This is a genomic window from Kitasatospora sp. NPDC048298, from assembly GCF_043201465.1.
Taxonomy (GTDB): Bacteria; Actinomycetota; Actinomycetes; order Streptomycetales; family Streptomycetaceae; genus Kitasatospora.
On sequence record NZ_JBICYZ010000019.1, the window covers coordinates 28,555 to 54,643 of the forward strand.

At 76.8% G+C, this 26,089-nt stretch carries 6 protein-coding genes; all 6 read left to right on the forward strand.

The window, feature by feature from the left end; genetic code table 11:
* The first annotated feature begins 68 nt into the window (after positions 1–68).
* The 6 genes from ACGF0D_RS16825 (at position 69) to ACGF0D_RS16850 (ending at position 26,087) form a co-directional block, all read left to right on the forward strand.
* On the forward strand, positions 69–9,716 hold the full coding sequence (locus tag ACGF0D_RS16825) for a type I polyketide synthase (protein ID WP_392916781.1): 9,648 nt from the start codon (positions 69–71) through the stop codon (positions 9,714–9,716).
* A complete protein-coding gene (locus ACGF0D_RS16830) occupies positions 9,716–21,007 on the forward strand; it encodes an SDR family NAD(P)-dependent oxidoreductase (protein ID WP_392916783.1) in 11,292 nt (3,763 codons plus the stop codon). The genes ACGF0D_RS16825 and ACGF0D_RS16830 overlap by 1 nt, the downstream gene beginning before the upstream one ends.
* Positions 21,004–21,459 (forward strand): nuclear transport factor 2 family protein, encoded by a 456-nt coding sequence (locus ACGF0D_RS16835; protein WP_392882948.1) that lies wholly within the window; start codon positions 21,004–21,006, stop codon positions 21,457–21,459. Before ACGF0D_RS16830 ends, ACGF0D_RS16835 begins: the two co-directional genes overlap by 4 nt.
* A gap of 905 nt (positions 21,460–22,364) precedes the next feature.
* The gene (locus ACGF0D_RS16840; protein WP_392916786.1) at positions 22,365–23,720 is read left to right on the forward strand and encodes a LuxR C-terminal-related transcriptional regulator; all 1,356 of its coding nucleotides are present in this window, start codon (positions 22,365–22,367) and stop codon (positions 23,718–23,720) included.
* A 410-nt stretch (positions 23,721–24,130) separates the two neighbouring features.
* Complete coding sequence (locus ACGF0D_RS16845; RefSeq protein WP_392916789.1) at positions 24,131–24,556, forward strand: MarR family winged helix-turn-helix transcriptional regulator; 426 nt, start codon at positions 24,131–24,133, stop codon at positions 24,554–24,556.
* Positions 24,557–24,611: 55 nt separating this feature from the next.
* Positions 24,612–26,087 carry an FAD-dependent monooxygenase gene (locus ACGF0D_RS16850; protein ID WP_392882941.1) on the forward strand — a complete coding sequence of 492 codons (1,476 nt, stop codon included), beginning with the start codon at positions 24,612–24,614 and terminating at the stop codon, positions 26,085–26,087.
* The last annotated feature ends 2 nt before the right edge of the window (positions 26,088–26,089 follow it).

The window sequence follows — 26,089 nt, forward strand, 5'->3', positions numbered from 1 at the left end:
ACCCACGACCACCCCCGGGCCGGCACGCCCGACCCGTTCCCCGCGACATGACGACGAGTGAGGTTCCGATGGCCGACGACGAGAAGGACGAGAAGCTCGTCGACTACCTCCGATGGATGGCCGGCGACCTGCAGCAGACCCGCCGGCGCCTGGACGAGATCGAGGAGGCGGCCCACGAGCCGATCGCCGTCGTGGCGATGAGCTGCAGACTGCCGGGCGGCGTCCACTCGCCCGAGGAGCTGTGGCGACTGGTGGCCGACGGCACCGACGCCGTCTCCGGCTTCCCCACCGACCGGGGCTGGGACCTCGACGCGCTCTACCACCCGGATCCGGACCACGCCGGCACCTCCACCACCCGGCACGGCGGATTCGTCGACGGCTACGCCGACTTCGACCCCGCCTTCTTCGGGATCAGCCCGCGCGAGGCCCTGGCCACGGACCCGCAGCAGCGCCTGCTGCTGGAGGTCGCCTGGGAGGCCTTCGAGCGGGCCGGGCTGCCCGCCGAGCGGCTGCGCGGCAGCCGGACCGGCGTCTTCGCCGGGGTGATGTACAACGACTACGGCAGCCGCGTCCGCCGGCCGGACGAGGACACCGAGGGGTACCTCGGCACCGGCAGCGCGGGCAGCGTCGCCTCCGGCCGGGTCGCGTACACCTTCGGCCTGGAGGGCCCGGCCGTCACCGTCGACACCGCCTGCTCCTCCTCCCTGGTCGCCCTCCACCTGGCCACCCAGGCCCTGCGCCAGGGCGACTGCGACCTCGCCCTGGCCGGCGGGGTGTCGCTGATGGCGACGCCGGCCACCTTCGTCGGCTTCAGCCGCCAGCGCGGCCTGGCACCGGACGGCCGCTGCAAGGCCTTCGGCGCGGACGCGGACGGTACCGGCTGGTCGGAGGGCGCCGCGCTGCTGCTGCTCGAACGACTGTCCGTCGCCCGAGCCAACGGCCACCCCGTGCTCGCCGTGGTCCGCGGCAGCGCCGTCAACCAGGACGGCGCCAGCGGCGCGCTGACCGCGCCCAACGGGCCCGCCCAGCAGCGCGTCATCCGCCAGGCGCTGGACAACGCCCGGCTGTTGCCCGCCCAGATCGACGCCGTCGAGGCGCACGGCACCGGCACCACCCTCGGCGACCCGATCGAGGCCCAGGCGCTGCAGGCGGTGTTCCGGGAGGGCCGGGCCGCCGACCGGCCGCTCTGGCTGGGCTCGCTCAAGTCCAACCTCGGCCACACCCAGGCCGCTGCGGGCGTCGCCGGGGTGATCAAGACGGTGATGGCGATGCGCCACGGCGTCCTGCCGCGCACTCTGCACGCCGACCGGCCGTCGCCGCACGTGGACTGGTCGGACGGCCCGCTGGAACTGCTCACCGAGGCCCGCCCCTGGCCCGACTCCGGCGAGCCGCGCCGGGCGGGCGTCTCCGCCTTCGGCATCAGCGGCACCAACGCGCACGTCCTGCTCGAACAGGCCCCGGACGCCCCCGCCGAGGAGGCCGCTCCCGAGCAGCCGCCCGTACCCGCCGCCGAACCCTCCGGCCTCCCGCCGCTGTGGCTGCTGTCCGCCCGCAGCGCCGAGGCCCTGCCCGCCCAGGCCGAGCGGCTGGCCGCCCACCTGCGCGCCGAGCCGGAGCTGGACCCCGCAGGCGTCGGCTGGTCGCTGCTGCGCACCCGGACGGCCTTCCCCCACCGGGCCGCCGTGACCGGCCGGGACCGCGCCGAACTCCTCGCCGGACTGGACGCGTTGGCGACCGGCACGGCCCCGGGCACGACCGCCGCCAGGGTCGCCCGGTCGCTCGCCGGCTCCGGCCGGGCCGCCCTGGTCTTCCCCGGCGCCGGCAGCCAGTGGGCCGGCATGGCCGCCGAACTGCTCGACTCCTCCCCCGCGTTCGCCCGCCGCCTGGCGGAGTGCGCCGAGGCGCTTCGCCCGCACGTGGACTGGTCGCTGACCGACGTCCTGCGCGGCGCACCGGGCGCACCGCGACCGGAGCGCACCGACGTCGCCCAACCCGCGCTCTGGGCGGTGACGGTGTCGCTGGCCGCGCTCTGGGAGTCCTGCGGCGTCGAGGTGTCCGGGGTGCTGGGCCACTCCCAGGGCGAGATCGCGGCCGCCGCCGTCAGCGGCGCGCTGTCGCTGTCGGACGCGGCCCGGGTGGTGGCGCTGCGCGCCCGGGCTCTGGTGTCGCTCGGCCGGCTCGACGGCGGGATGCTCGCGGTGTCCGCCACGCCCGCCCGGATCCGCGAGCGACTGGCCGAATGGCAGGGCGAGTTGACCGTCGCGGCGGTCAACGGCCCGCGCTCGGTGGTGGTCGCGGGCCGGAACCGGGCGGTGGAGGAGCTGCGGGCGCGCTGCGAGGCGGAGGGCGTCTGGGCCCGGCGGATCCCGCTGGACTACGCCTCGCACACCCCGCAGGTGGAGTCCGTCCGGGAGGAACTGACCACCCTGCTCGGCACGGTGACGCCACATCAGCCGAGGCTCCCGATGTACTCGCCGGCCACCGGCGGGCTGCTCGAACCGGGCGCCCAGGACGCCGGGTTCTGGTACCACAGCCTGCGGCAGCCGGTGGAGTTCGAACGGGCCACCCGCGCCATGCTGGCGGACGGCTTCGACCTGTTCATCGAGTGCGGTCCGCACCCCGTGCTCACCCAGGCCCTTCAGGAGACCGTCGAGGAGGCCGGCACCGAGGCCGTCGTCGTCGGCTCGCTGCACCGCGACCACGGGACCCCGGACCGGTTCGCCGACGCGGTCGCCGAGGCGGTGGCGGGCGGCGCCCGGCTGGACGCCGACCGCTACTTCGGCCCGGCCCGGAGCGTCGGCCTGCCCACCTACGCCTTCCGGCGCAGCCGCTACTGGCTGGCCGCCGACGAGCCCACCCCGGCCGACGGACCCACCCCGGCCGCCGAGTCGTCCGGCGCCCGGGCGCCCGGCGGGCCCGGGGCGGCCTGGCGGCTCGCCGTCACCGAGCCCGGCGACCTCGCCACCCTCGCCCCGGTGCCGTCCGCCGAGGCGGACCGCCCGCTCGGACCGGGCGAGGTCAGGGTCGCCGTCCGCGCCGTCGGCCTGCACTTCGGGGACGTCCTGGTCGGCCTCGGCCTGGCCCTGCACGGCGACACCGGCGGCGGGCTGGGGCTGGAGGCGGCGGGCGTGGTCCTGGAGGTCGGCGCCGAGGTCGGCGGGCTCGCCCCGGGCGACCGGGTGATGGGCCTGTTCCCGGACGGAGCGGCCGGCCCGGTCGCGGTCACCGACCACCGGCTGTCCTGCGCCCTCCCGGCCGGCTGGACCTTCGAGCAGGGCGCCGCCGCGCCGCTCGCCCACCTGACCGCGCACCACGCCCTGGTCGGGCTCGCCGGGCTCCGGCCCGGCGAGACCGTCCTGGTGCACGCCGCGAGCGGCGGCGCCGGACTGGCCGCCGTCCACCTGGCCCGCCACCTGGGGGCGAACGTCCTCGCCACCGACCTTCCCGAGCACCGGGAGGCACTGCTGGCGCTGGGCCTGCCCCAGGAGCACCTCGCCTCCTCGGCCGATCCCGGCTTCGCGCCGGAGCTGCTCGCCGCCACCGGCGGACGCGGCGCCGACGTCGTGCTGAACTGCCTCGCCGGCGAGTCCACCGACGCCTCGCTGCGGCTGCTGCCGCACGGCGGCCGCTTCGTGGAGACCGGACGCACCGACCGGCGCGACGCCGGGCGGGTCGCCGCCGACCACCCGGGCGTGCGCTACCTGGTCGCCGACCTCGCGGACGCCGGTCCGGACCGCCTGCGGGCCGTCCTCGGCGAGCTGGCCGCCCTGTTCGCGGACGGCACGCTGCCCCCGCCGGCCGTCCCCGCCTGGGACGTCGAGCGGGCCGCCGAGGCGTTCGAGCACCTGGGCCGGGCCCGGCACGCGGGCCAGGCGGTGCTCACGCTGCGGTCCTCCACGCGCCCCGACCGTCCCGTCCCCGCCCCGGCCCCCGGGACCACGCTGGGGGCCCTGGAGCCCGCCGCCCGCCGGGAGTTCCTGCTCGACCTCGTCCGCACCGAGATCGCCGCCGTGCTCGGCCACGCCGACGCCCGGGCGATCGGCACCGACCAGCGCTTCCAGGAGCTCGGGCTCGACTCGCTCACCGCCGTCCAGCTGCGCAACCGGCTCGGCGCGGCGACCGGCCTGCGGCTCACCGCGACCCTGGTGTTCGACCACCCCACCCCCCGGGCCGTCGTCGACCACGTCCTCGCCCTCACCGGCGCACGGGACGACGAGGGCGCCGACACCCCGCCGAGGCCCGCCGGCGATCCCGCCGAACCGCTCGCGATCGTCGCGATGGCCTGCCGCTTCCCCGGCGACGTCCGCTCCCCGGAACAGCTCTGGGAGGTCCTGGACACCGGGGCGGACGTCATCGGCGACTTCCCCACCGACCGCGGCTGGGACTTCGCCGGCCTCTACCACCCCGACCCCGACCGGCCCGGCACCACCTACGCCCGCCAGGGCGGCTTCATCGACACCGTCGCCGACTTCGACGCGGCCTTCTTCGGGATCTCCCCGCGCGAGGCCCTCGCCATGGACCCGCAGCAGCGCCTGCTGCTGGAGACCTCCTGGGAGGCGTTCGAGCGCGGCGGCATCGACCCGGTGGCGACGGCCGCCGAAGGGCCGGTCGGCGTGTTCGTCGGCACCAACGGCCAGGACTACCCCCGGGTGCTGGCCACCGGCAAGGACGACCTGGAGGGGTACATCGGGACGGGCAACACCGCCAGCGTGCTGTCCGGCCGGCTGGCGTACGCCTTCGGGTTCGGCGGACCGGCGGTCACCGTCGACACCGCCTGCTCCTCCTCCCTGGTGGCACTGCACTGGGCCGGCCAGGCCCTGCGGCGCGGCGACTGCGACCTGGCGCTGGTGGGCGGCGTCACCCTGATGACCAGTCCGCTGCTGTTCACCGAGTTCAACCGGCAGCGGGTGCTCTCCCCGAGCGGCCGCTGCCGCTCCTTCTCCGCCGACGCGGACGGCACCAGCTGGAGCGAGGGCGTGGCCGTCCTGGTGGTCGAGCGGCTGTCCGACGCCCGGCGCAAGGGCCACCGGGTGCTCGGCGTGGTGCGCGGCTCCGCCATCAACTCCGACGGCGCCAGCAACGGCCTGACCGCGCCCAACGGCCCGGCCCAGGAGCGGGTGATCCGCCGTGCCCTCGCCGACGCCGGGCTGACCCCCGACGACGTGGACGCGGTGGAGGCGCACGGCACCGGCACCAAGCTCGGCGACCCGATCGAGGCCCAGGCGCTGCTCGCCACGTACGGCGCGCGGCGGGCCGTCGACCGGCCGCTGCTGCTGGGCTCGCTGAAGTCCAACCTCGGCCACACCCAGGCCGCTTCGGGCCTCGCGGGCATCATCAAGCTGGTCGAGGCGCTGCGGCACGAGCGGCTGCCGAAGACCCTGCACCTGACCGAGCCGACCCCGCACGTCGACTGGTCGAGCGGGGCGGTGCGGCTGCTCGACGAGGCCCGGGCGTGGCCGCGCACCGGCCGCCCCCGGCGCGGCGGGGTGTCCTCCTTCGGGATCAGCGGCACCAACGCGCACGTCGTCATCGAGGAGCCGCCGGCCGTCGAGCCGCAGACCCCGCCCGCCGCCCCGGACGACCGGGTGGTGCCCTGGACGCTGTCCGCCCGGAGCCCCGAGGCGCTGCGCGGCCAGGCGCTGCGGTTGGCCGAGCACCTGGCGGCCCGCCCGGACGCCCGCCCGCTGGACGTGGCCTGGTCGCTCGCCACCACCCGCGCCGCCCTGCGGCACCGCGCCGTCGTCCTGGCCGAGGACGGTCCGCGGGCGCTGGCCGCGCTCACCGCGCTGCACGAGGGCCGGGACGCCGCCGGGGTGGTGCTCGGGCAGGCCGGGGAGGGCCGCCGGACGGCGTTCCTGTTCTCCGGGCAGGGCAGCCAGGCCGCCGGCATGGGGCGCGAACTGCACCGCGGGTACCCGGTCTTCGCCGACGCCTTCGACGCCGCGTGCGCCGCCCTCGAACCGCACCTGGACGCCCGGGCCGAGCACCCGCTGCGCGAGGTCGTCCTGGCCGAGCCCGGGGACGCGCGGGCCGAGGAGCTGATCGACCGGACGGAGTACGCCCAGCCCGCGCTGTTCGCCTTCGAGGTGGCGCTGTTCCGGCTGCTGGAGTCCTGGGGCGTCGTCCCGGACCTGCTGGCCGGGCACTCGGTCGGGGAGCTCGCGGCCGCGCACGTGGCGGGCGTCCTCTCGCTCGCCGACGCGGCCGAACTGGTCGCCGCGCGGGGCCGGTTGATGCAGGCGCTGCCGGCCGGCGGCGCGATGGCCGCGGTCGAGGCGACGCCGGCCGAACTCGCCGACCTGCTCGCCGGCCGGGCGGGCGTGGTCGCGGTCGCCGCGGTCAACGGCCCCCGGGCGAGCGTCCTGTCCGGCGAGCGCGCGGCGGTCGCCGAGGTGGTCGACGAGCTGCGCGGACGCGGGCGCCGGGTGTCCTGGCTGCGGGTCAGCCACGCCTTCCACTCCCCGCTGATGGACCCGATGCTCGACGAGTTCGAGCGGGTCGCGCGGAAGCTGACGTACCACGCCCCACGCGTCGCGCTGGTCTCCGCCCTCACCGGGCGGCCGGTGACCGCCGAGGAACCGGCCGCGGCCGAGCACTGGGTCCGCCACGTCCGGGACGCGGTGCTCTTCCACGACGCCGTGCGCGGCCTGGCCGGGGCGGGCGCCGAACTGTTCGTCGAGGTGGGGCCGCAGGGCGCGCTCAGCTCGATGGCCGCCGACAGCCTGGCCGGGCAGGGCGTCGTCGTCGCGGCGCAGCGCCGCAACCGGCCGCCGGAGGCCGCGCTGCTGCTCGCCGCCGCCGAACTGCACGTCCAGGGCGCCCCGGTGGACTGGCGGGCGGTGTTCGCCGGGCGCGGGGCGCGCGCGGTGGAGCTTCCCACCTACGCCTTCCAGCGCAGCCGCTACTGGCCGCAGCGCGGCTTCACCTCCCGGCGCGGTCCGGGCGGCGACGGGCACCCGGTGCTCGACGCCCTGGTGCCGCTGGGCGACAGCGACCGCCTGGTGGGCACCGGCCGGCTCTCCCCGGAGACCGCGCCCTGGCTCGCCGAGCACCGGCTGTTCGACTCCACCGTCGTGCCCGGCACCCTGTACGTCGAGCTGGCCGCGCAGGCCGCCGAGGCCGCGGACCGCACCCGGGTACGGGAGCTGACCCTGCACGCGCCGCTCGTCCTCGGGCCGGAGGAGGAGGCCGAACTCCAGCTGCTGGTAGAGGAGTCCGACCCCTCCGACAGCGCCGGAAGCCGCGCCCTGCGGCTCTACGCGCGCCCGCGGGACACCACCGGCGCGGCGCCGTGGACCCTGCACGCGAGCGGCGTCCTGGCCGACGACGAGCCGGCCCCGGCGGGCCACGACCTGCGCGCCTGGCCGCCCGCGGGAGCCGAGCCCGTCCCCGTGGACGGCCTCTACGAGGCCTTCGCCGCCCAGGGGGTGGCGTACGGCCCGCTGTTCCGGGGCGTGCGCGCCGCCTGGCGCGACGGCGACACCCTGTTCGCCGAGGCGGCGCTGCCGGACGGCGCCGACCCGCAGGCCTTCGCCCTGCACCCCGCGCTGTGGGACGCCGCCCAGCACCCGGCCGCGATGGACGGCCTGGGCTCCGACTCGGGGGCGGCGGTGCCGTTCTCCTGGTCGGGCGTGCGGGTGCACTCCACCGGCGCCGCCCGGCTGCGGGTGCGGATCGCGCCGGCCGGGCCGGGGGCCGTCACCATGGCGATCGCCGACGACCGGGGCGAGCCGGTGGTGGACGTCGAACGGCTGGCCGCCCGGCGGGCGGACGCGCGGGACCTCGACGCCCGGCAGGCCGAGGCGGCGGGGGCGCTGTACCGGATCGACTGGGTGCCGGGCGCTTCCGGCGCGGCGGAGCCGGTCACGCTCCGCTGGCTCGGCGACGGCCCCGCGCCGGCGCCGCTCGCCGCGCTCCCCGCCGACGGGGACGCCGAGGTCGCCCTCGTCCCGGTCACGGTCGACGCGGCCGCCGGCCCGGCCGCCACCCTGGCGGCGGTGGAGCGGGCGCTCGCCGTGGTCCGCTCCTGGCTGGCCGACGGCGGTTCCGCCCGGGGCCGGCTGGCCCTGCTCACCCGGAACGCCGCCGACTGCGCCCCGGCCGGGGCGCCGGCCGCACCGCCGCGGCCCGTCGATCCGGCGCAGTCCGCCGTCTGGGGTCTGGCCCGCGCCGCCCAGGCGGAGTACCCCGACCGGATCGTGCTGGCGGACCTCGACGGCGAGGACGCCTCCTGGCAGGCCCTGCCCGCCGCCCTCGCCGGCGGCGAGTCCCAACTGGCCCTGCGGGACGGCACCTTGCTGCTCCCCCGGCTCGCCAGGACGGACGCCCACAGCGAGCCCGCCGGGCTGGATCCGGAGGGCACCGTGCTGATCACCGGCGGCACCGGCTCACTCGGCGCACTCCTCGCCCGCCACCTGGTCACCACCCACGGCGTCCGCCACCTCCTGCTCACCAGCCGCAGCGGCCCCACCGCCCCAGGCGCCCAACAACTCGCCACCGACCTGCGCGCCACCGGCGCCCACGTCACCATCACCGCCTGCGACACCGCCGACCGCGAAGCCCTCACCACCCTCCTCGCCACCATCCCCACCGACCACCCCCTCACCACCGTCATCCACGCCGCCGGCGTCCTCGACGACGCCACCCTCACCACCCTCACCCCCGAACACCTCCACCACACCCTGCGCCCCAAGGCCGACGGCGCCTGGCACCTCCACGAACTCACCCGGCACCACGACCTCACCGCCTTCGTCCTGTTCTCCTCCGCGTCGGGGGTCCTCGGCTCCGCCGGCCAGGGCGCCTACGCCGCCGCCAACGGCTTCCTGGACGGCCTCGCCCAGCACCGGGCCGCCGCCGGACTGCCCGCCGTGTCCCTCGCCTGGGGCCTGTGGGACCAGACCGACGACGGCATGGCGGGCGGCCTGACCGAGGCCGAACGCGGCCGCATCGTCCGCTCCGGGTTCGGGGCGATCGCCTCCGCCACCGGCCTGGCGTTGTTCGACGCCGCCCTCGGCCGGCCCGAACCCCTGCTCGTCCCGGCCCGGTTCGACCTGCCGCTGCTCCAGACCCGCGGCGGTGACCCGGACTTCCCGCCGGTCCTGCGCGGCCTGGTGCGCCCCACCCGCGCCCGTACCGCCCCCTCCGGCGCCCCCGCCCGGCAGGACGCCGCCTCGCTCGCCGAGCGGCTGCTCCCGCTGGACGACGCCGAGCGCGAGAGCCTGCTGCTCGACCTCGTGCTCACCCAGACCGCGACGGTGCTCGGCCACAGCTCGCCCCGCGCCGTCGCCCCGGACCGGCCGTTCACCGAGTCCGGCCTGGACTCGCTCGCCGCCGTGGAGATCCGCGGCCGGCTCGACGCCGCCACCGGCGTGCGCCTGCCCGCCACCGCGGTCTTCGACCACCCGACGCCCGCCGGGCTCGCCGCGCACCTCAGGGACGTCCTCGTCCCCGCCGCACCGAGCCCCGCCGACGCCGCCCTCGCGGACCTCGACCGGCTGCGCGAGTCCGTCCCTGACCTCGCCGGGGACCCGGAGAACGCCGAGCAGGTCCGGCTGCGGCTCAAGGCCCTGCTCGCCGCCCTGGAGCAGGCCGCCGCCGACCGGGACCGGGCCGCCACCGAACCCGGCGGGGACCCGGACGGAGACGGGGACGACCTCGACGCCGCCGGCATCGACGAACTGCTCGCCATCATCGACGACGAACTGGGGGACGCCTGATGACGGGCACCGACGAGAAGGTCCTGGACTCGCTCAAGCGGCTCACCGCCGAGCTGCGGCAGACCCGCAGGCGGCTGCGCGAGAACGAGGAGGCGGCCCACGAGCCCATCGCGATCGTCGGCATGGCCTGCCGCTACCCGGGCGGCGTCCGCACGCCCGAGGAGCTCTGGCAGCTCGTCGCCGGGGGCCGGGACGCCGTCTCCGCCTTCCCCACCGACCGCGACTGGGACCTCGACGCCCTGCGCGGACCGGACGACGCGGCCGGCACCAGCACCGCGCACGCGGGCGGATTCCTCTACGACGTCGCCGACTTCGACCCCGCGCCGTTCGGCATCAGCCCGCGCGAGGCGACCGCGATGGACCCCCAGCAGCGGCTGCTGCTGGAGACCTCCTGGGAGGCCTTCGAGCACGCCGGCATCGACCCGGCCACCCTGCGCGGCAGCCGCACCGGCGTCTACGCCGGGATCATGTACCACGACTACGCGGCCCGGCTCCGCGAGCTGCCCGAGGACGTCATGGGCTACCTCGGCACCGGCACCTCGGGCAGCATCGCCTCCGGCCGGATCGCGTACACCTTCGGCCTGGAGGGCCCGGCCGTCACCATCGACACCGCCTGCTCCTCCTCCCTGGTCGCCCTCCACCTGGCCACCCAGGCCCTGCGCGGCGGCGAGTGCACGCTCGCGCTGGCCGGCGGCGCCACCGTGATGGCCTCGCCCCTGCCGTTCGTCGACTTCAGCCGCCAGGAGGGCCTGTCCTCGGACGGCCGCTGCAAGTCCTTCGCCGCCGCGGCCGACGGCACCGGCTGGGCCGAGGGCGTCGGCATGCTCCTGCTGGAGAAGCTCTCGGACGCCCGCCGCAACGGCCACCGGGTGCTCGCCGTGGTGCGCGGCACCGCCGTCAACCAGGACGGCGCCAGCAACGGCCTCACCGCCCCCAACGGCCCGTCCCAGCAGCGGGTGATCCGGCAGGCGCTCGCCGACGCCGGCCTCGCCCCCTCCGACGTCGACGCGGTCGAGGCGCACGGCACCGGCACCAAGCTCGGCGACCCGATCGAGGCCCAGGCCCTGCTCGCCGTCTACGGCCAGGGCCGCCCCGCCGACCGCCCGCTGCGGCTCGGCTCGCTCAAGTCCAACCTCGGCCACACCCAGGCCGCGGCCGGCGTCGGCGGGATCATGAAGATGGTCCTCGCCCTGCACCACGGCGAACTCCCCCGCACCCTGCACGTCGACGAACCCACCCCGCACGTCGACTGGTCCGCGGGCGCCGTGGAACTGCTCACCGAGCCGCAGCCGTGGCCCCGCCGGGAGACCCCGCGCCGCGCCGGGGTCTCCTCCTTCGGGTTCAGCGGCACCAACGCGCACGCCGTCATCGAGGAGCCGCCCGCGCCCGCCGCCGACCTCCCCGCGGACGGTCGCCCCGCCGCCGACGGCACCGCCGCCGGGGCGAGCGCCGCGCCCGCCGCGCTGTGGACGCTGAGTGCCGCCACCGAGCCCGCGCTGCGCGCCCAGGCCGGCCGACTCGCCGCCCACCTGCGCCGCGGTCCCGCGCCGGACCCGGCCGACGTCGGCCACGCCCTGCTCACCACCCGCACCGCGCTGGAGCACCGCGCCGTCCTGGTCGGCCGCGAGCGGGAGTCCCTGCTGCCCGAACTGGACGCCTTCGCCGCCGGGCGTCCCACCGCCGGTGTGCTGCACGAGCGCGCCGGCACCGGCGGCCTGGCCGTCATGTTCACCGGCGGGGGAAGCCAACGCCCTGGCATGGGGCGGGAGTTGTACGCCGCCTTCCCGGCCTTCGCGGACGCCTTCGACGCCGTCTGCGGCGAGCTGGACCGGCACCTGCCGTCCCCCCTGCGCCCGGCGGTCTTCGGCTCCTCGACCGGCGGCACCCCGCCGCTCACCGGCCAGGCGTACGCCCAACCCGCGCTGTTCGCCGTCGAGGTGGCGCTGTTCCGGCTGTTCGCCTCCTGGGGCGTACGGCCCGACCACGTCCTCGGCCACTCGGGCGGCGAACTCGCGGCCGCCCACGTCGCGGGCGTCCTCGACCTGCCGGACGCGGCCGCCCTGGTCGCCGCCCGTGGCCGGCTCACCCAGGCGCTGGCGCCGGGCGGGGCGATGGTCGCGGTCGCCGCCGCCGAGGCGGAGGTCCGCCCGCTGCTGACCGCCGGCGCCGAGATCGCCGCGATCAACAGTCCGGACGCTGTGGTCCTCTCCGGCGACGAACAGCCCGTCCTGGCGCTTGCCGCGCACTTCGCCGCCCTCGGCCGCAAGACCCGCCGGCTGAACGTCAGTTACGCCTCCCACTCGGCCCGGGTGGACCCGATGCTGGCCGAGTTCCGGCAGATCGCCGCCGGGCTGGAGCTGCGGCCGCCCCGGATCGGCTTCGTCTCCACCGTCACGGGCGAACCCGCCGGGGACGAACTGCGGACCGCCGAGTACTGGGTGCGCAACGCGCGCCAGGCCGTCCGGTTCGCCGACGCCGTCCGGCACCTGGAGGCCCAGGGCACCCGTACCTTCCTGGAACTCGGCCCGGAGGCCGCCCTCACACCCATGGCCGAGGCCTGCTTCACCGAGGCCGGCTCCGCCGCCGTCGCCGCCCAGCGCGCGGACCGCGACCAGGCCGCCGAGGCCGCCACCGCCCTCGGCCGGCTGCACGCGCGCGGCACCGCCATCGACCGGGCGGCCTACCACGGGAGCAGCGGCCACCGGAGCAGCGGCGCCCGCCGGGTCGAGCTGCCGACCTACGCCTTCCAGCGGGAGCGGCACTGGCTGGAGGCCCCGGCCGGGAGCCGGCTCGACGTCACCCCGGCCGGGCTCGGCTTCCCCGACCACCCACTACTCGGCGCCAGCATCGTCGTCGCCGACTCCGAGGAGTTCCTGTTCACCGGACGGCTGGACCTGCGGACCCAGCCGTGGCTGGCCGACCACCGCGTCGGTGACGCCGTGCTGCTGCCCGGCACCGCCTTCGTCGAACTCGCCCTGCGGGCCGGCGAACAGGCGGACTGCGACCACCTCGACGAACTCACCCTCACCGCACCGCTGGTCGTCCCGGCGCAGGGCGCGGTGACCCTGCAGATCCGCCTCGGCGCGCCCGACGGCACCGGCCGCCGCGCGGTCGAGGTGTACGCCCGCGAGGAGGACGCCCTGCCCGGGCGGCCCTGGACCAGGCACGCCTCCGGGTCGCTGTCGGCCGGTTCCCCGTCCACCCGGCCCCCGCTCACCGCCTGGCCCCCGGCCGGCGCCGAAGCCCTCGACCCGGACGGCCTGTACGAGCGCCTCGCCGCCGAGGGCCTGCACTACGGCCCGGCCTTCCAGGGGCTTCGGGCCGTCTGGCGGGGCGAGGGGGAGCTGTTCGCCGAGGTCGCCCTGGACGCCGAACAGGACGGCGCGGCCGGCGCGTTCGGGCTGCACCCCGCCCTCCTCGACGCCGCGCTTCACGCCCTGGGCCTCGGCGCGCTCCCCGGCGCCCCGGAGAGCGCGAGCCTGCCGTTCGACTGGCACGGCGTCGCCCTGCACGGCGTCGGCGCCACCGCCCTGCGGGTCCGGCTCGCCCCCGCCGGGCCTGGCGCGGTCGCCCTGGAGGCCACCGACACCTCCGGCCGCCCCGTCCTCACCGTGGAGTCGCTGCTGCTGCGGCCCGCAGGCCGGCTCGCCACCACCGGCAGCACCGCCCGCGAGCCGCTGCTCCACCTGGTCTGGACCGATCCGCAGGCACCGCACGCCCTCGCGGCGCCGGGCCGCACCGGACTGCTCACCGACGCCCTCGGCTCCACCGCGCCGCCGCCCGACACCCTGGTGCTCCCGCTCCTCGACGCCCCGACCGCGCCGCGCCCCGACCGCGCGGCCGCCGAGTCCACCGCCCGGACCCTCGGCCTCGTCCAGGCCTGGCTCGCCGACGACCGGTTCGCCGACACCCGCCTCGTCGTCGTCACCAGCGGCGCCGTGGCCGTCGGCCCCGACGAGGACGTCCGCGACCTGCCGCGCGCCGCCGACCGGGGCCTGCTGCGCTCCGCCCAGTCGGAGCACCCGGGCCGGATCGTCCTCGTGGACACCGACGCACCGGACGACTGGCCCGCGGACCTCCCCCGGGCGCTCGGCCCGGAGGAGCCGAGCGTCGCCCTGCGCCGGGGCCGCCCGCTGATCCCCCGGCTGGCCCCCGCCCCCGCCGCCGACCGGCCCGCCCCCGGGCTGGATCCGGAGGGCACCGTGCTGATCACCGGCGGCACCGGCTCCCTCGGCGCACTCCTCGCCCGCCACCTGGTCACCACCCACGGCGTCCGCCACCTCCTGCTCACCAGCCGCAGCGGCCCCACCGCCCCCGGCGCCCAACAACTCGCCACCGACCTGCGCGCCACCGGCGCCACCGTCACCATCACCGCCTGCGACACCGCCGACCGCGAAGCCCTCACCACCCTCCTCGCCACCATCCCCACCGACCACCCCCTCACCACCGTCATCCACGCCGCCGGCGTCCTCGACGACGCCACCCTCACCACCCTCACCCCCCGACACCTCCACCACACCCTCCGCCCCAAGGCCGACGGCGCCTGGCACCTCCACGAACTCACCCGGCACCACGACCTCACCGCCTTCGTCCTGTTCTCCTCCGCCGCCGGCCTCCTCGGCGCCCCCGGCCAGGCCAACTACGCCGCCGCCAACGGCTTCCTGGACGGCCTCGCCCAGCACCGGGCTGCCACCGGACTGCCCGCCCTGTCCCTCGCCTGGGGCCTGTGGGAGGGCGACTCCGGCATGGCCACGGGCGTCGACGACGCCTCCCGGCGCCGGCTCGCCGCCCTCGGCATGCGGCCGATCCCCACCGCCGAGGGCCTGGCCCTGTTCGACGCCGCCCTCGCCGGCACCGAGCCGCTGGCCGCGCCGCTCCACCTGGACCCGCAAGGCCTCGACGCCGACACGGCGCCGGCCCTGCTGCGCGCCCTGGCCCGGCCCCGGCGCCGGCGCCGGGCGGCCGCCACGGCGCGCCCCGTCCGCACCGGCCTCGCCCAGCGGCTCGCCGCCCTGCCCGCGGCCGAGCGGCTGCGCGAACTGACCGAGCTGGTCCGCGCCGAGACCGCCGCCGTCCTCGGCTACCGGAACCCGCAGGACGTCCCCGGCGACCGCGCGTTCTCCGAGCTCGGCTTCGACTCGCTCGCCGCCGTCGACCTGCGCAACCGTCTCGGCGCCGCCACCGACCTCCGGCTGCCGGCCACCACCGTGTTCGACCACCCCACCCCCGGCGCCCTCGCCGTACGGCTGCGGGACCTGCTCCTCGGCGCCGCCGACCGGGCCGCCCCCGAGCCCGCCGCGAACGCCGCCCGGCACGACGACGAGCCGATCGCGATCGTCGGCATGGCCTGCCGCTACCCCGGCGGGGTGGCCTCCCCCGAGGAGCTGTGGGACCTCGTCCTGGCCGGCCGGGACGCCACCGGTGACATGCCCCGCGACCGCGGCTGGGACATCGACGGGCTCTACCACCCCGAGCCCGGCCGACGCGGCTCCTTCTACACCCGCCGCGGCGGCTTCCTGGCCGACGCCGCCGAATTCGACGCCGGGTTCTTCGGCATCAGCCCGCGCGAGGCCCTCGCCATGGACCCGCAGCAGCGGCTGCTGCTGGAGGTCTCCTGGGAGGTGTTCGAGCGCGCCGGCCTGGACCCGCTGGCGATGCGCGGCAGCGACACCGGGGTCTTCACCGGCGTGATGTACCACGACTACGGCTCCTGGGCGCGGCGCACCCCCGAGGACGTGGAGGGCTACCTCGGCGCCGGGACGGCCGGCAGCGTCGCCTCCGGCCGGGTCGCCTACACGCTGGGCCTCGAAGGACCCGCGGTGACCGTGGACACCGCCTGCTCCTCCTCCCTGGTCGCCCTGCACCTGGCCGCCCAGGCGCTGCGGGCCGGCGAGTGCTCGCTCGCGCTGGCCGGCGGCGCCACCGTGATGGCGACGCCCGGCCCGTTCGTCGAGTTCAGCCGCCAGCGCGGGCTCGCCCCGGACGGGCGGTGCAAGTCCTTCGCCGCCGGCGCCGACGGCACCGGCTGGGCCGAGGGCGTCGCCGTGCTGCTGGTCGAGCGGCTCTCCGACGCCCGCCGCAACGGCCACCCCGTGCTCGCCGTGGTGCGCGGCACCGCCGTCAACCAGGACGGCGCCAGCAACGGCCTCACCGCCCCCAGCGGCCCCGCCCAGCAGCGGGTGATCCGCCGGGCGCTCGCCGTCGCCGGACTGACGGCGGGCCAGGTCGACGCGGTGGAGGCGCACGGCACCGGCACCGTCCTGGGCGACCCGATCGAGGCCCAGGCGCTGCTCGACACCTACGGCCGCGAGCACACCGAGGAGCGGCCGCTGTGGCTCGGCTCGCTCAAGTCCAACCTCGGCCACACCCAGGCCGCGGCCGGGGTCGGCGGTGTGATCAAGATGGTCCAGGCGATGCGGCACGGCGTCCTGCCCCGCACCCTGCACGTCGACGAACCCACCCCGCACGTCGACTGGTCCGCCGGCGGGATGCGGCTGCTGACCGAGCCGACCGCCTGGCCCGCCACCGGAGAGCCCCGCCGGGCCGGGGTCTCCTCCTTCGGCATCAGCGGCACCAACGCCCACGCCGTGCTGGAGCAGGCCCCGGACGACGCCCCGGCCACCGAGCCGGCCCCCGCGCCGGCCGTCACCCCCGTGTCCGCGCCGTGGCTGCTGTCCGGCCGCACCCCGCAGGCCCTGCGCGGCCAGGCCGGGCGCCTGCTGGAGCACCTCCGTACGCACCCCGACACCCCCGACGCCGACCTCGCCCTCAGCCTGGCCACCACCCGGGCCGCCCTGCCGCACCGCGCGGCCGTCCTCGGCGCCGACCGGGACACCCGCCTGGCGGCCCTGGCACGGCTCGCCGACGACGGCGCCGCGCCCGGCACCCCGACCGGGCGCGCCGACGGCGGCCGGGTGGCCTTCCTGTTCAGCGGCCAGGGCAGCCAGCGCCCCGCCATGGGCCGTGAACTCGCCGCCGCCGACGCCGAGTTCGCCGGCATCCTGGACGAGGTCTGCGCGGTCTTCGACCCGCTGCTCGACCGGCCGCTGCGCGAGGTCCTCGCCGCCGAGCCCGGCACCGCGGCCGCCGAGCTCCTGGATCGGACGCGGTACACCCAGCCCGCCCTGTTCGCCGTCCAGGTGGCCCTGCTGCGCCGCCTCGCCGCCTGGGGCGTACGGCCGGACGTGCTGGCCGGCCACTCCATCGGCGAACTCGCGGCCGCCCACGCGGCGGGCGTCCTCGACCTGCCCGACGCGGCCGCCCTGGTCGCCGCCCGCGGCCGGCTGATGCAGGCGCTGCCGGACGGCGGGGCGATGGCCGCGGTCGACGCCCCGGAGGAGGAGGTCCTGCCGCTGCTCACCGACCGGATCGCGCTCGCCGCCGTCAACGGCCCGTCCTCGGTGGTGCTGTCCGGCGACGCCGACGCCTTGGAGGAACTGCTCGCCCGGCTGGCCGCCGCCGGCCACCGCACCCGACGGCTGCGGGTGAGCCACGCCTTCCACTCCCCGCGGATGGACGGCATGCTCGACGAATTCCGGCGGGTCGCCGAGGGCCTCACCTTCCGGGAGCCCGCGCTGCCCGTCGTCTCCACCGTGACCGGCCGCAGCGCCACCGCCGCCGAGCTGTGCTCGCCCGAGTACTGGGTGCGCCAACTCCGGCAGCCGGTCCGGTTCCGGGACGCCGTCCACCGTCTGGAGACCGACGGTGTGACCACCTTCGTCGAGCTCGGCCCCGGCGCCACGCTCACCGCCCTGGTCCGGGACTGCCTGACCGACCGGGAGCGCGCCTCCGTCCCGCTGCTGCGCCCCGGCACGCCGGAGCCGCGGGCGCTCACCACGGCCGTCGCCGAACTGCACGTGCGGGGCGTCGCCGTCGACTGGGCGGCCGTCCACGCCGGTTCGGGCGCCCGCCCGGTACCGCTGCCGACGTACGCCTTCCAGCGCCTCCGGTACTGGCTGCCGGCCGGCCCGGCACAGGGCGACGACCGGCACCACCCGCTGCTCTCCGCCGCCATCGCCGCCCCCGGCCTCGACGGCACGGTGTTCACCGGCACGCTGGACGCCCACGACCTGCCGTGGCTGGCCGAGCACCGGATCGGCGGCACGGCGGTCCTGCCCGGCGCCGCCTTCGTCGAGCTGGCCCTGCACGCGGGCGGCGAACTCGGCTGCCCCGCCGTCGAGGAGCTGGTGGTCCGGGCGCCGCTCCCGGTGCCGGACCGCGCCGCGGTGCCGCTGCGGCTCTCCGTCCGGCCGCCGGACGAGACCGGCCGACGCGCCTTCGGCCTCTTCGCCCGCACCGCCGACGACGACGCCGACAACGGGGCCGCCGAGGACCGGTGGACCCCGCACGCCACCGGCACCCTGGCCCCCGCCGGCCCGCCGGCCCCGGCCGACCGGGATACGCCCTGGCCGCCCGCCGGCGCGGAGCCCGTCGACCCCGCCGACCTCGCCGACCTGTACCGGCGCCCCGCCGAGGCCGGCCTGTCGTACGGTCCGGGCTTCCAGGGCCTGCGCGCCGCCTGGCGCCGCGGCGAGGAGCTCTACGCCGAGGTCGCGCTGCCCGACGACGCCTCCGGCCCGTACGCCCTCCACCCGGCCCTGCACGACGCGGCCCTGCACGCCCTCGGCCTGCCCCGGGACGGCGCGGCCGCACCGGCCGTCCTGCCCTTCTCCTGGCGCGGCGTCCGGCTGCACCGCACCGGCGCACGGGCGCTGCGGGTCCGGCTGACCCCGGACGGCGACACGGTGGCCGTGGAACTGAGCGACCCGACCGGCGCCCCGGTCGCCTCGGTCGAGGCCCTGACCCTCCGTCCGGTCTCCGTCCCGCGCGCCGTCCCCGACAGCGCCCTGCGGCGCCTCGTCTGGGAGCCGCTCACCGCCGTCCCCGGCGCCCCGGCGCCGGACACCTGGACGGTCCTCGGCTCGGCCGACACCCCGCCCGGGGCCTACCGGCGCGCCCACGACCTGGACTCCGTGCCCGACGACGCCGAGGGCGTCGTGCTGGTCCCGTTCCTCGACGCGCACCGGCCCGACGACCCGGCCCCGGTCTCCCGGGCGCTGGACCTGGTCCGGGCCTGGCTGTCCGGCTCCCGGTGGAAGAACTCCCGGCTGGTCGTGCTCACCCGACGCGCCGTCGCCGCCTCACCCGCCGAGGACGTCCCCGACCTCGCCCACGCCCCGCTCTGGGGCCTGCTGCGCTCGGCCGCCTCCGAACACCCGGGCCGCTTCGCCCTGGTGGACGTGGACGGCACCGAGTCGTCCTGGCAGGCGCTGCCGACGGCCGTCGCGGCCGAGGCCGCCCAGGTGGCGATCCGGGACGGCGCGCCACGCACCCCCCGGCTCACGCCCCTCGACCCGCCCGCCGCCGTCGACGGCCCCGCCGACGCCGGCACCCCGGGGTTCGCCCCCGACGGCACCGTGCTGATCACCGGCGCGGCCGGCGCCCTCGGCGGACTGGTCGCCCGGCACCTGGCCTGCGCCCACGGCGTACGGCACCTGCTGCTCCTCGGCCGCCGCGCCGACGACGCCCGGCTGACCGCCCTCACCGCGGAGCTGGAGCGGACCGGCGCCACCGTCACCGTCGCCGGCTGCGACGTCGGCGACCGCGCCGACCTGGCGCGCGCGCTCGCCACCGTCCCGGCCGGGCACCCGCTCACCGCGGTCGTCCACTGCGCGGGCGTCCTGGACGACGGCGTGGTCGCCTCCCTCACCCCGGACCGGCTCGTCCGCACCCTGCACGCCAAGGCCCGGTCGGCCTGGCACCTGCACGACCTGACGCTGCGCGACGACCTCGCCGCCTTCGTCCTGTTCTCCTCCGCCGCCGGCGTGCTCGGCGCCCCCGGCCAGGCCAACTACGCCGCCGCCAACACCTTCCTGGACGCCCTCGCCCACCACCGGCGCCACCTCGGGCTGCCCGCCCACTCCCTCGCCTGGGGCCCCTGGGACCAGGACGGCGGCGGCATGGCGGGCGCCGGGGAGCTGGAGCGCCTCAGCCGGGGCGGCGTCGAGGCCTTCACCCCCGCGCAGGGCCTCGCCCTGTTCGACACCGCCCTCACCGGCGCGGTCGCGGACCCGCTCCTCGTCCCGCTGCGCACCGCCCCCGCGCACCGCCTCGCCGACACCGGCCCGGGACGCCCGCGCCAGCCCCGCGGCGTCCCGGCCCCGGCGACGGCGGCGGACCTGCCGGCCGTGGTGCGCACCGAGGTCGCGACCGTCCTGGGCTTCCCGTCCCCCGAGGTCGTCGACGAGCACAGCACGCTGCCCGAACTCGGCCTCGACTCGCTCACCGCCGTCGAACTGCGCAACCGCCTCGACGCGGCCACCGGGCTGCGCCTGGCCGCCACCGTGGCCTTCGACCATCCCACCCTCCCGGCCCTGGTCGAGCACCTGCGCAGCCGACTGGCCACCCGTACCGCCGACGCCCCCGCCGAGGCCCCCGCCCCGGCTGCCACCGACGCCACCGCCGCCCTCGCCGCCCTCTTCCACCAGGCCCGCGGCGCCGGCCACACCCTGGAGGGGATCGGCCTCCTGCGCACGGCCTCCCGCTTCCTGCCCGCCTTCCGCACCCCCGCCGAGCTGCCCGCCCCGCCCCGGCCCGTCCGGCTGGCGGCCGGCCCGGCCGAGCCCGCGCTGGTCTGCCTGCCCGCCGTCGTCGCCCACTCGGGGCCGCACCAGTTCGCCCGGTTCGCCGGGGCCCTGCGCGGCCTGCGCGAGGTGGTGGCGCTGCCGCAGCCCGGATTCCTGCCCGGCGAACCGCTGCCGGCGGACCTCGACGCGCTCGTCGCCGCCCAGGCCGAGGCCGTCCTGCGGTACGCCGACGGCGCCCCGGTCGCGCTGCTCGGCTACTCCTCCGGCGGCTGGGTCGCCCACGCGGTGGCGGCCCGGCTCGAAGCGTCCGGCCACGGGCCGCGGGCCCTCGTCCTGCTCGACACCTATCTGCAGGGCGACACCGACGACGCCCTCGCGACCGCCTTCACCGACGGCCTGTTCGCCCGCCGCGGGGAGGCCGACGCGACCGCCGACCCGCACTCCCTCACCGCCATGGGCGCCTACTTCCGGGTGTTCGAGAACTGGACCCCCGGACCCGTCGCCGCCCCCACCCTCTTCCTGCGCGCCACCGACGCCCTGCCCGGCACCACGTCCCCGGCGACGTCCTGGGCCGGCGCCGCCACCGTGCGGGAGACCCCCGGCGACCACTTCTCGCTCCTCGAGGAGCAGGCCGCCCCCACCGCCCGTGCCGTACACAGCTGGCTCACCCGCCCGCTGACCGACGAACAGGAGCCGACCCCATGACCGACGTGACCCCCGAGCTGGTCGAGAAGGCCTACCTCGCCCTGATCTCCTGCGACCGCGCCGAGGCCGCCCAGTACTGGTCGGAGGACGTCCGCTTCTCCGTCCCCGGCCGCCACCTCCAGGCCGGCTGGCACGTCGGCCTGGACGCCCTCCTCTCCTTCCGCCGTGCCCTCACCGCGGCCGCCGGCGGCAACTTCGAGGTGGAGCTGGTCACTTCGATGATCAGCGGCAACGAGAACATGGACGTCGTCCAGGTCCACGCCGTCCGCCCCGGGGCCCCGGAGGGCAGCACCTCGCCGTACGACGTCCTCGACGCCCGCGGCGTCCAGGTCTTCCGCTGGGAGGACGGCCTGATCGTCGAGGGCCACGCCGGCTTCTTCGGCGACGGCGCCACCAACTACGACCAGTGGTGGTCCCCTCTCGACGGCACCGGCGAGCGCCGGTACGTCTGACCCGCCCTTGCGGCGTCCCACCGGCGACGGGCCCGGCCGCGACTCCCCCACGAGTGCGACCGGGCCCCGGCCGGCCATCGGGCCTGGGCGCGACTCCCCCCACGGAGCAGCGGCCGGGCCCTCGTTCCGCTCAACCAGCGACACGCAGCGTACATGCCATCTCTACCCAACGCTACATCGCCGTCGGCTCTCCTCCCGGGCCGACGGTCCTCGTGGCCGGTCGCCGAAGACCCGGCGCCCGCCCCGGGCGGCACCGACAGCCGACACCCCGTCTCAAGGAACGAGATGGGCGGAGTTTCATCCCCGCGGCGCCGAATTCTTCACCGAAGCACCACCACGGCACCATGAACGGTGACTCGGCGTGCACGGCCCCCGAGGGAACGACGCCGCATCCGCGAATGCCGAACCCCCCGGGACCTCCCGAATGGGCACCACCGTCACCGCCACCGTCCGCGTTTCGCACCGATATCCGCGGCTCAAGCCCCCGGCACTCACGGTGAGGCAAATGGAATCAATTCTTCCCATTTCCCGGAGGAACGCCACACATTTCCGCCGGTGGCGCTATCGGCGTACCGGTCGACGGATTGTGGCAACGGTCACGTTTCGTCATCTCGCCCGCATCAGGAAGCCGTAAGGAGCGCACCGGACAGCGCGCCCGAACCCACCCGGGAATCACCAGGTCAGCGCGCCGGGACAGCGCACCGGGCGTCGCCCCGGCATTCGGTCGGCACCCACCGGTCGACACGTTATCGGGCGGCCGGGATCGTTGATGCGTGTGCAATGGGCGCCCTGTAGCGTGGATCCGAATGAGGCGTCCACGAAGCGGAATACACCCGGGGACAGCCCGCGCCCGCGCCCGGCGGCAGATCGATGCCAGTGACCGGATGAACAGCAAGGGGGAAAAGATGCTCGATCACGACCTCAGGAACATGCCCCGGCCGAGACACCTCGCCGCGGCCCGGGCGGCCACCGCGACCGGGACGAAGGCCGGGGTCCTGCGGGAAGGCCGCGACGTCTACGTACCGGGACGCTTCGACTCCGTCGAGAACGAACACATATCACCTCCCGAGCGGGGCCTCTCCTTACGCACCGTCGAACTGGCCAACCTGGGGATCAGGCGCGCCCTCGTCCACCAGCAGGTCGAGGCGGCCCTCGCGGCGGAGGAGGACCGCGGCGACCCGTACGGCATGTGGCCGGCGATCATGACGCTCCTCTACACCGGCGACATCGTCACCGCGCACGCCGAGTGCCGTCGACTGGCCGACGACGCCCGCTGGTCCGGCTCACCGCGGCACCAGGAGGTACTGACCCTGCTGCGCGCGCGGATCAGCCTGCTCGAGGGCCACGGCGTCGAGGCGTCCGGCCTGCTCACCGCACAGCTGACCCGCGGGCTCTCGCCGCACCTCGGCGGGCTCGCCGTCGCCTGGCTCATCGAGGCGCACGTCCTGTCCGGCGAACTGGGGCACGCGCACCAGGTGCTGCGGGCGCACGGCCTGGCCGGACCGCTCGACACCAGCCGCCCGGACCTCGTCCACACTCTGGCCGCGCGCGGCGCACTGCAGCAGGCGGCCGGCCAGTTCCAGCACAGCCTGAAGGACTTCATGGCGTGCGGACGGCTGCTCGCCGAGCACCAGGTCGCCAACCCCGCCGTCATTCCCTGGCGTTCACGGGCCTCGTCGGCCGCGCTCGCGACCCAGCAGGGCGATCTCGCGCTCGCGCTGGCCGAGGAGGAACTGGCCGCGGCCCGCACCTGGGGCTCGCCGCGCTGTATCGGCCTGGCGCTGCACGCCGTCGCGGTCGCCCGCCGGGACGACACCTCGGTGGCGCTCCTGGAAGAGGCCGTGGTGCTGCTCCATCTCGCTTACGCCTGGGGCGAGTTGATCCAGGTCCTGGACGACCTCGGGACCCTGCAGATCGACCGCGAGAACCAGTCCGCGGGCCGCCGCCACCTGGAGGCCGCCCTCATGGTGGCCCGGGAGAGCGGCAACCGGCGCCGGCAGCGCAGCCTGCGGTCCGCCCTGGAGCGCCTGGACGCCCCCAGCCTCACCAGCCAGGAGCTGCACATCGGCCAGCTGGCGAGCGCCGGCTACAGCAACCGGCAGATCGCCGAGACCCTCTTCCTGGCGATCCGCACCGTCGAGTTCCACCTGTCGAGCGTCTACCGCAAACTCGCCATCTCCGGCCGGAGCGAGCTGCACTCCGCACTCCACACCCAGCGGCTCTCCTCCTTCCGGGCCGACCACTGTTCCTCCGCCGTGTAACCCCTCCGTTCACGCGCCGCTCACCCGTGGTCCGGGTGGGCGGCGTTTCGCATTTCCCGGCTCCTCACGCCGACCACGGTTCGCCTCGCGGAACCCGACGCGGTGCCCGCCGCGCCCGGTGCGACGCCGCCGCCGGCCCCGTCACGGCCGCGCCCGCCGACCCGCGTGGCCACCCCGCCGATCCGCGTGGACACACCCACCGACGCGCCGGAAGAGCCGCGTCTCAGGGGTTCCTACAAAGGGTCCTACGGGCGACCCGCAAGGGACCCTGCGGGTCGCCCGTAGGCTTGCCCGTGGAGCCTTGTAGCGCGGCAGCCGATCATGCGAATGTCGAGTGGTCGGACATTCAACCGCGAGTTGGAACAGGCGGGTCGAGAATCCCTCCCCGCCGCCGAGGAAGTAGGCGCTTCATGCTCCAGCAGAACACCACAAAGCGCATCGGATACTGGCTTCTGCATTTGCACCGGCTCTTCGACGAGGCCACCGCGAAGGCCCTCGCCGGAGAGAATCTGAACCGACGGCAGTGGCAGGTTCTGCACGCCATCAGTATCGGCGTGCGGACCGTCGCGGACATCGACGCGGCATTCTCCCCGTTCCTGGCCGTGGACCGTTCCGACTCCTACCGGTCGGTGGTCGACGGATTCGTGGACCGCGGCTGGGTGCTCCGTCAGGGCGACACGGTGACGCTCACCGAATCCGGCGTCGCGGCGCACCAGCGGGCCGAGGTCCTGGTGAACGACCACGCGGCCCGCTCGCTCACCGGAATCTCCGAAGCCGAATTCCTCGCCGCCAATGACGTACTGGCTCGCATAGCCGCCAACATCGAGAACAAGTAGGGATTTTCCGACATCCACCCCCGGGATCGGCTCCCCGGACGCTCTGGAGATTCACATGGACGCTTCAGTCATTGTCGTCGGCGCCGGGCCGGCCGGTCTCATGCTGGCCGGAGAACTGCGTCTGGCGGGCGTCGACACGATCGTGCTCGACCGACTGCCGGAACGGACCGGCGAGTCGCGCGGGATCGGCTTCACCATCCGCACGATGGAGGTGTTCGACCAGCGCGGCCTGCTGCCCCGGTTCGGCGGGATCCGGACGAGCGAGGAGGGGCACTTCGGCGGCCTCCCGCTCGACCTGGCGGCCCTGAACGCCGCCCACGCGTCGGCGCGCGCCATCCCCCAGTCCGCCACCGAGGCCGTACTGGAGTCCTGGGCACGGGAGTTGGGCGCCGACATCCGGCGCGGCACGGAGGTCACCGGCCTCGCCGAGGACGGCGAGGGCGTGACCGTGATCCTCCGGGACTCGGCCCGGGCGCTGCGGGCCCGCTACGTGGTGGGCTGCGACGGCGGTCGCAGCACCGTCCGCAAGCTCGCCGGATTCGACTTCCCCGGCACGCCCGCGACCACCGAGCTGTTCCTCGCCGACCTCAAGGGCGTGGACCTGGAGCCCCGGATGACCGGGCAGCCCACCGACGGCGGCCTGGTGATGGTGGCCAAACTGCCCGGCGGCATCCACCGGATCATCGTCGGAGAGCGCGGCACCCCTCCGCAACGCCGTTCGGGGCCGCCGGAGTTCGGTGAGGTCGCCGACGTGTGGAAGCGGCTCACGGGCATCGACCTCACCGGTGCCGAGCCGGTCTGGGTGAGCTCGTTCAGCGACGCCGCCCGGCAGGCCACCGAGTACCGGCGCGGCCGGGTGCTGCTCGCCGGGGACGCCGCGCACGTCCACCTCCCCGCGGGCGGCCAGGGGATGAACACCTCCGTCCAGGACTCGGTCAACCTGGGCTGGAAACTCGCCGCGGTGGTGCGGGGCACGGCGCACGAGGCGCTGCTCGACAGCTACCACGAGGAGCGGCACGAGGTCGGCCGCCGGCTGCTGGCCAACACGCGGGCGCAGAGCCTGCTGATCCTCGGCGGCGAGGAGGTCTCCCCCGTACGGGAGATGCTCGGCGAACTCCTCGTCCACCCCGAGGTGGTCCGCCATCTCGCGGCGCGGGTCAGCGGCCTCGACATCCGCTACGACGTCGGCGGCGGGCCCAGTCCGCTGCTCGGCGCGCGTCTGCCGCACCTCGACCTGACCCGGGAGCGGGGGCGCACCACGAGCACCGCGCTGCTGCGCACCGGGCGCGGCCTGCTGCTCGACCTCGACGACAACGCGACGCTGCGCGGGCGGGCCGACGCCTGGCGGGACCGGATCGACATCGTGACGGCGACCCCCGTCGGCGTACCCGACGGCAGCGACCTGAAGGGCACTTCGGCGGTGCTCGTGCGCCCGGACGGACACGTCGCCTGGGCCGCTCCCGGCAGCCACCACGACCTACCGATGGCCCTGGACCGCTGGTTCGGGCCCGCTCGACAAGCAAGGGAGTAGGG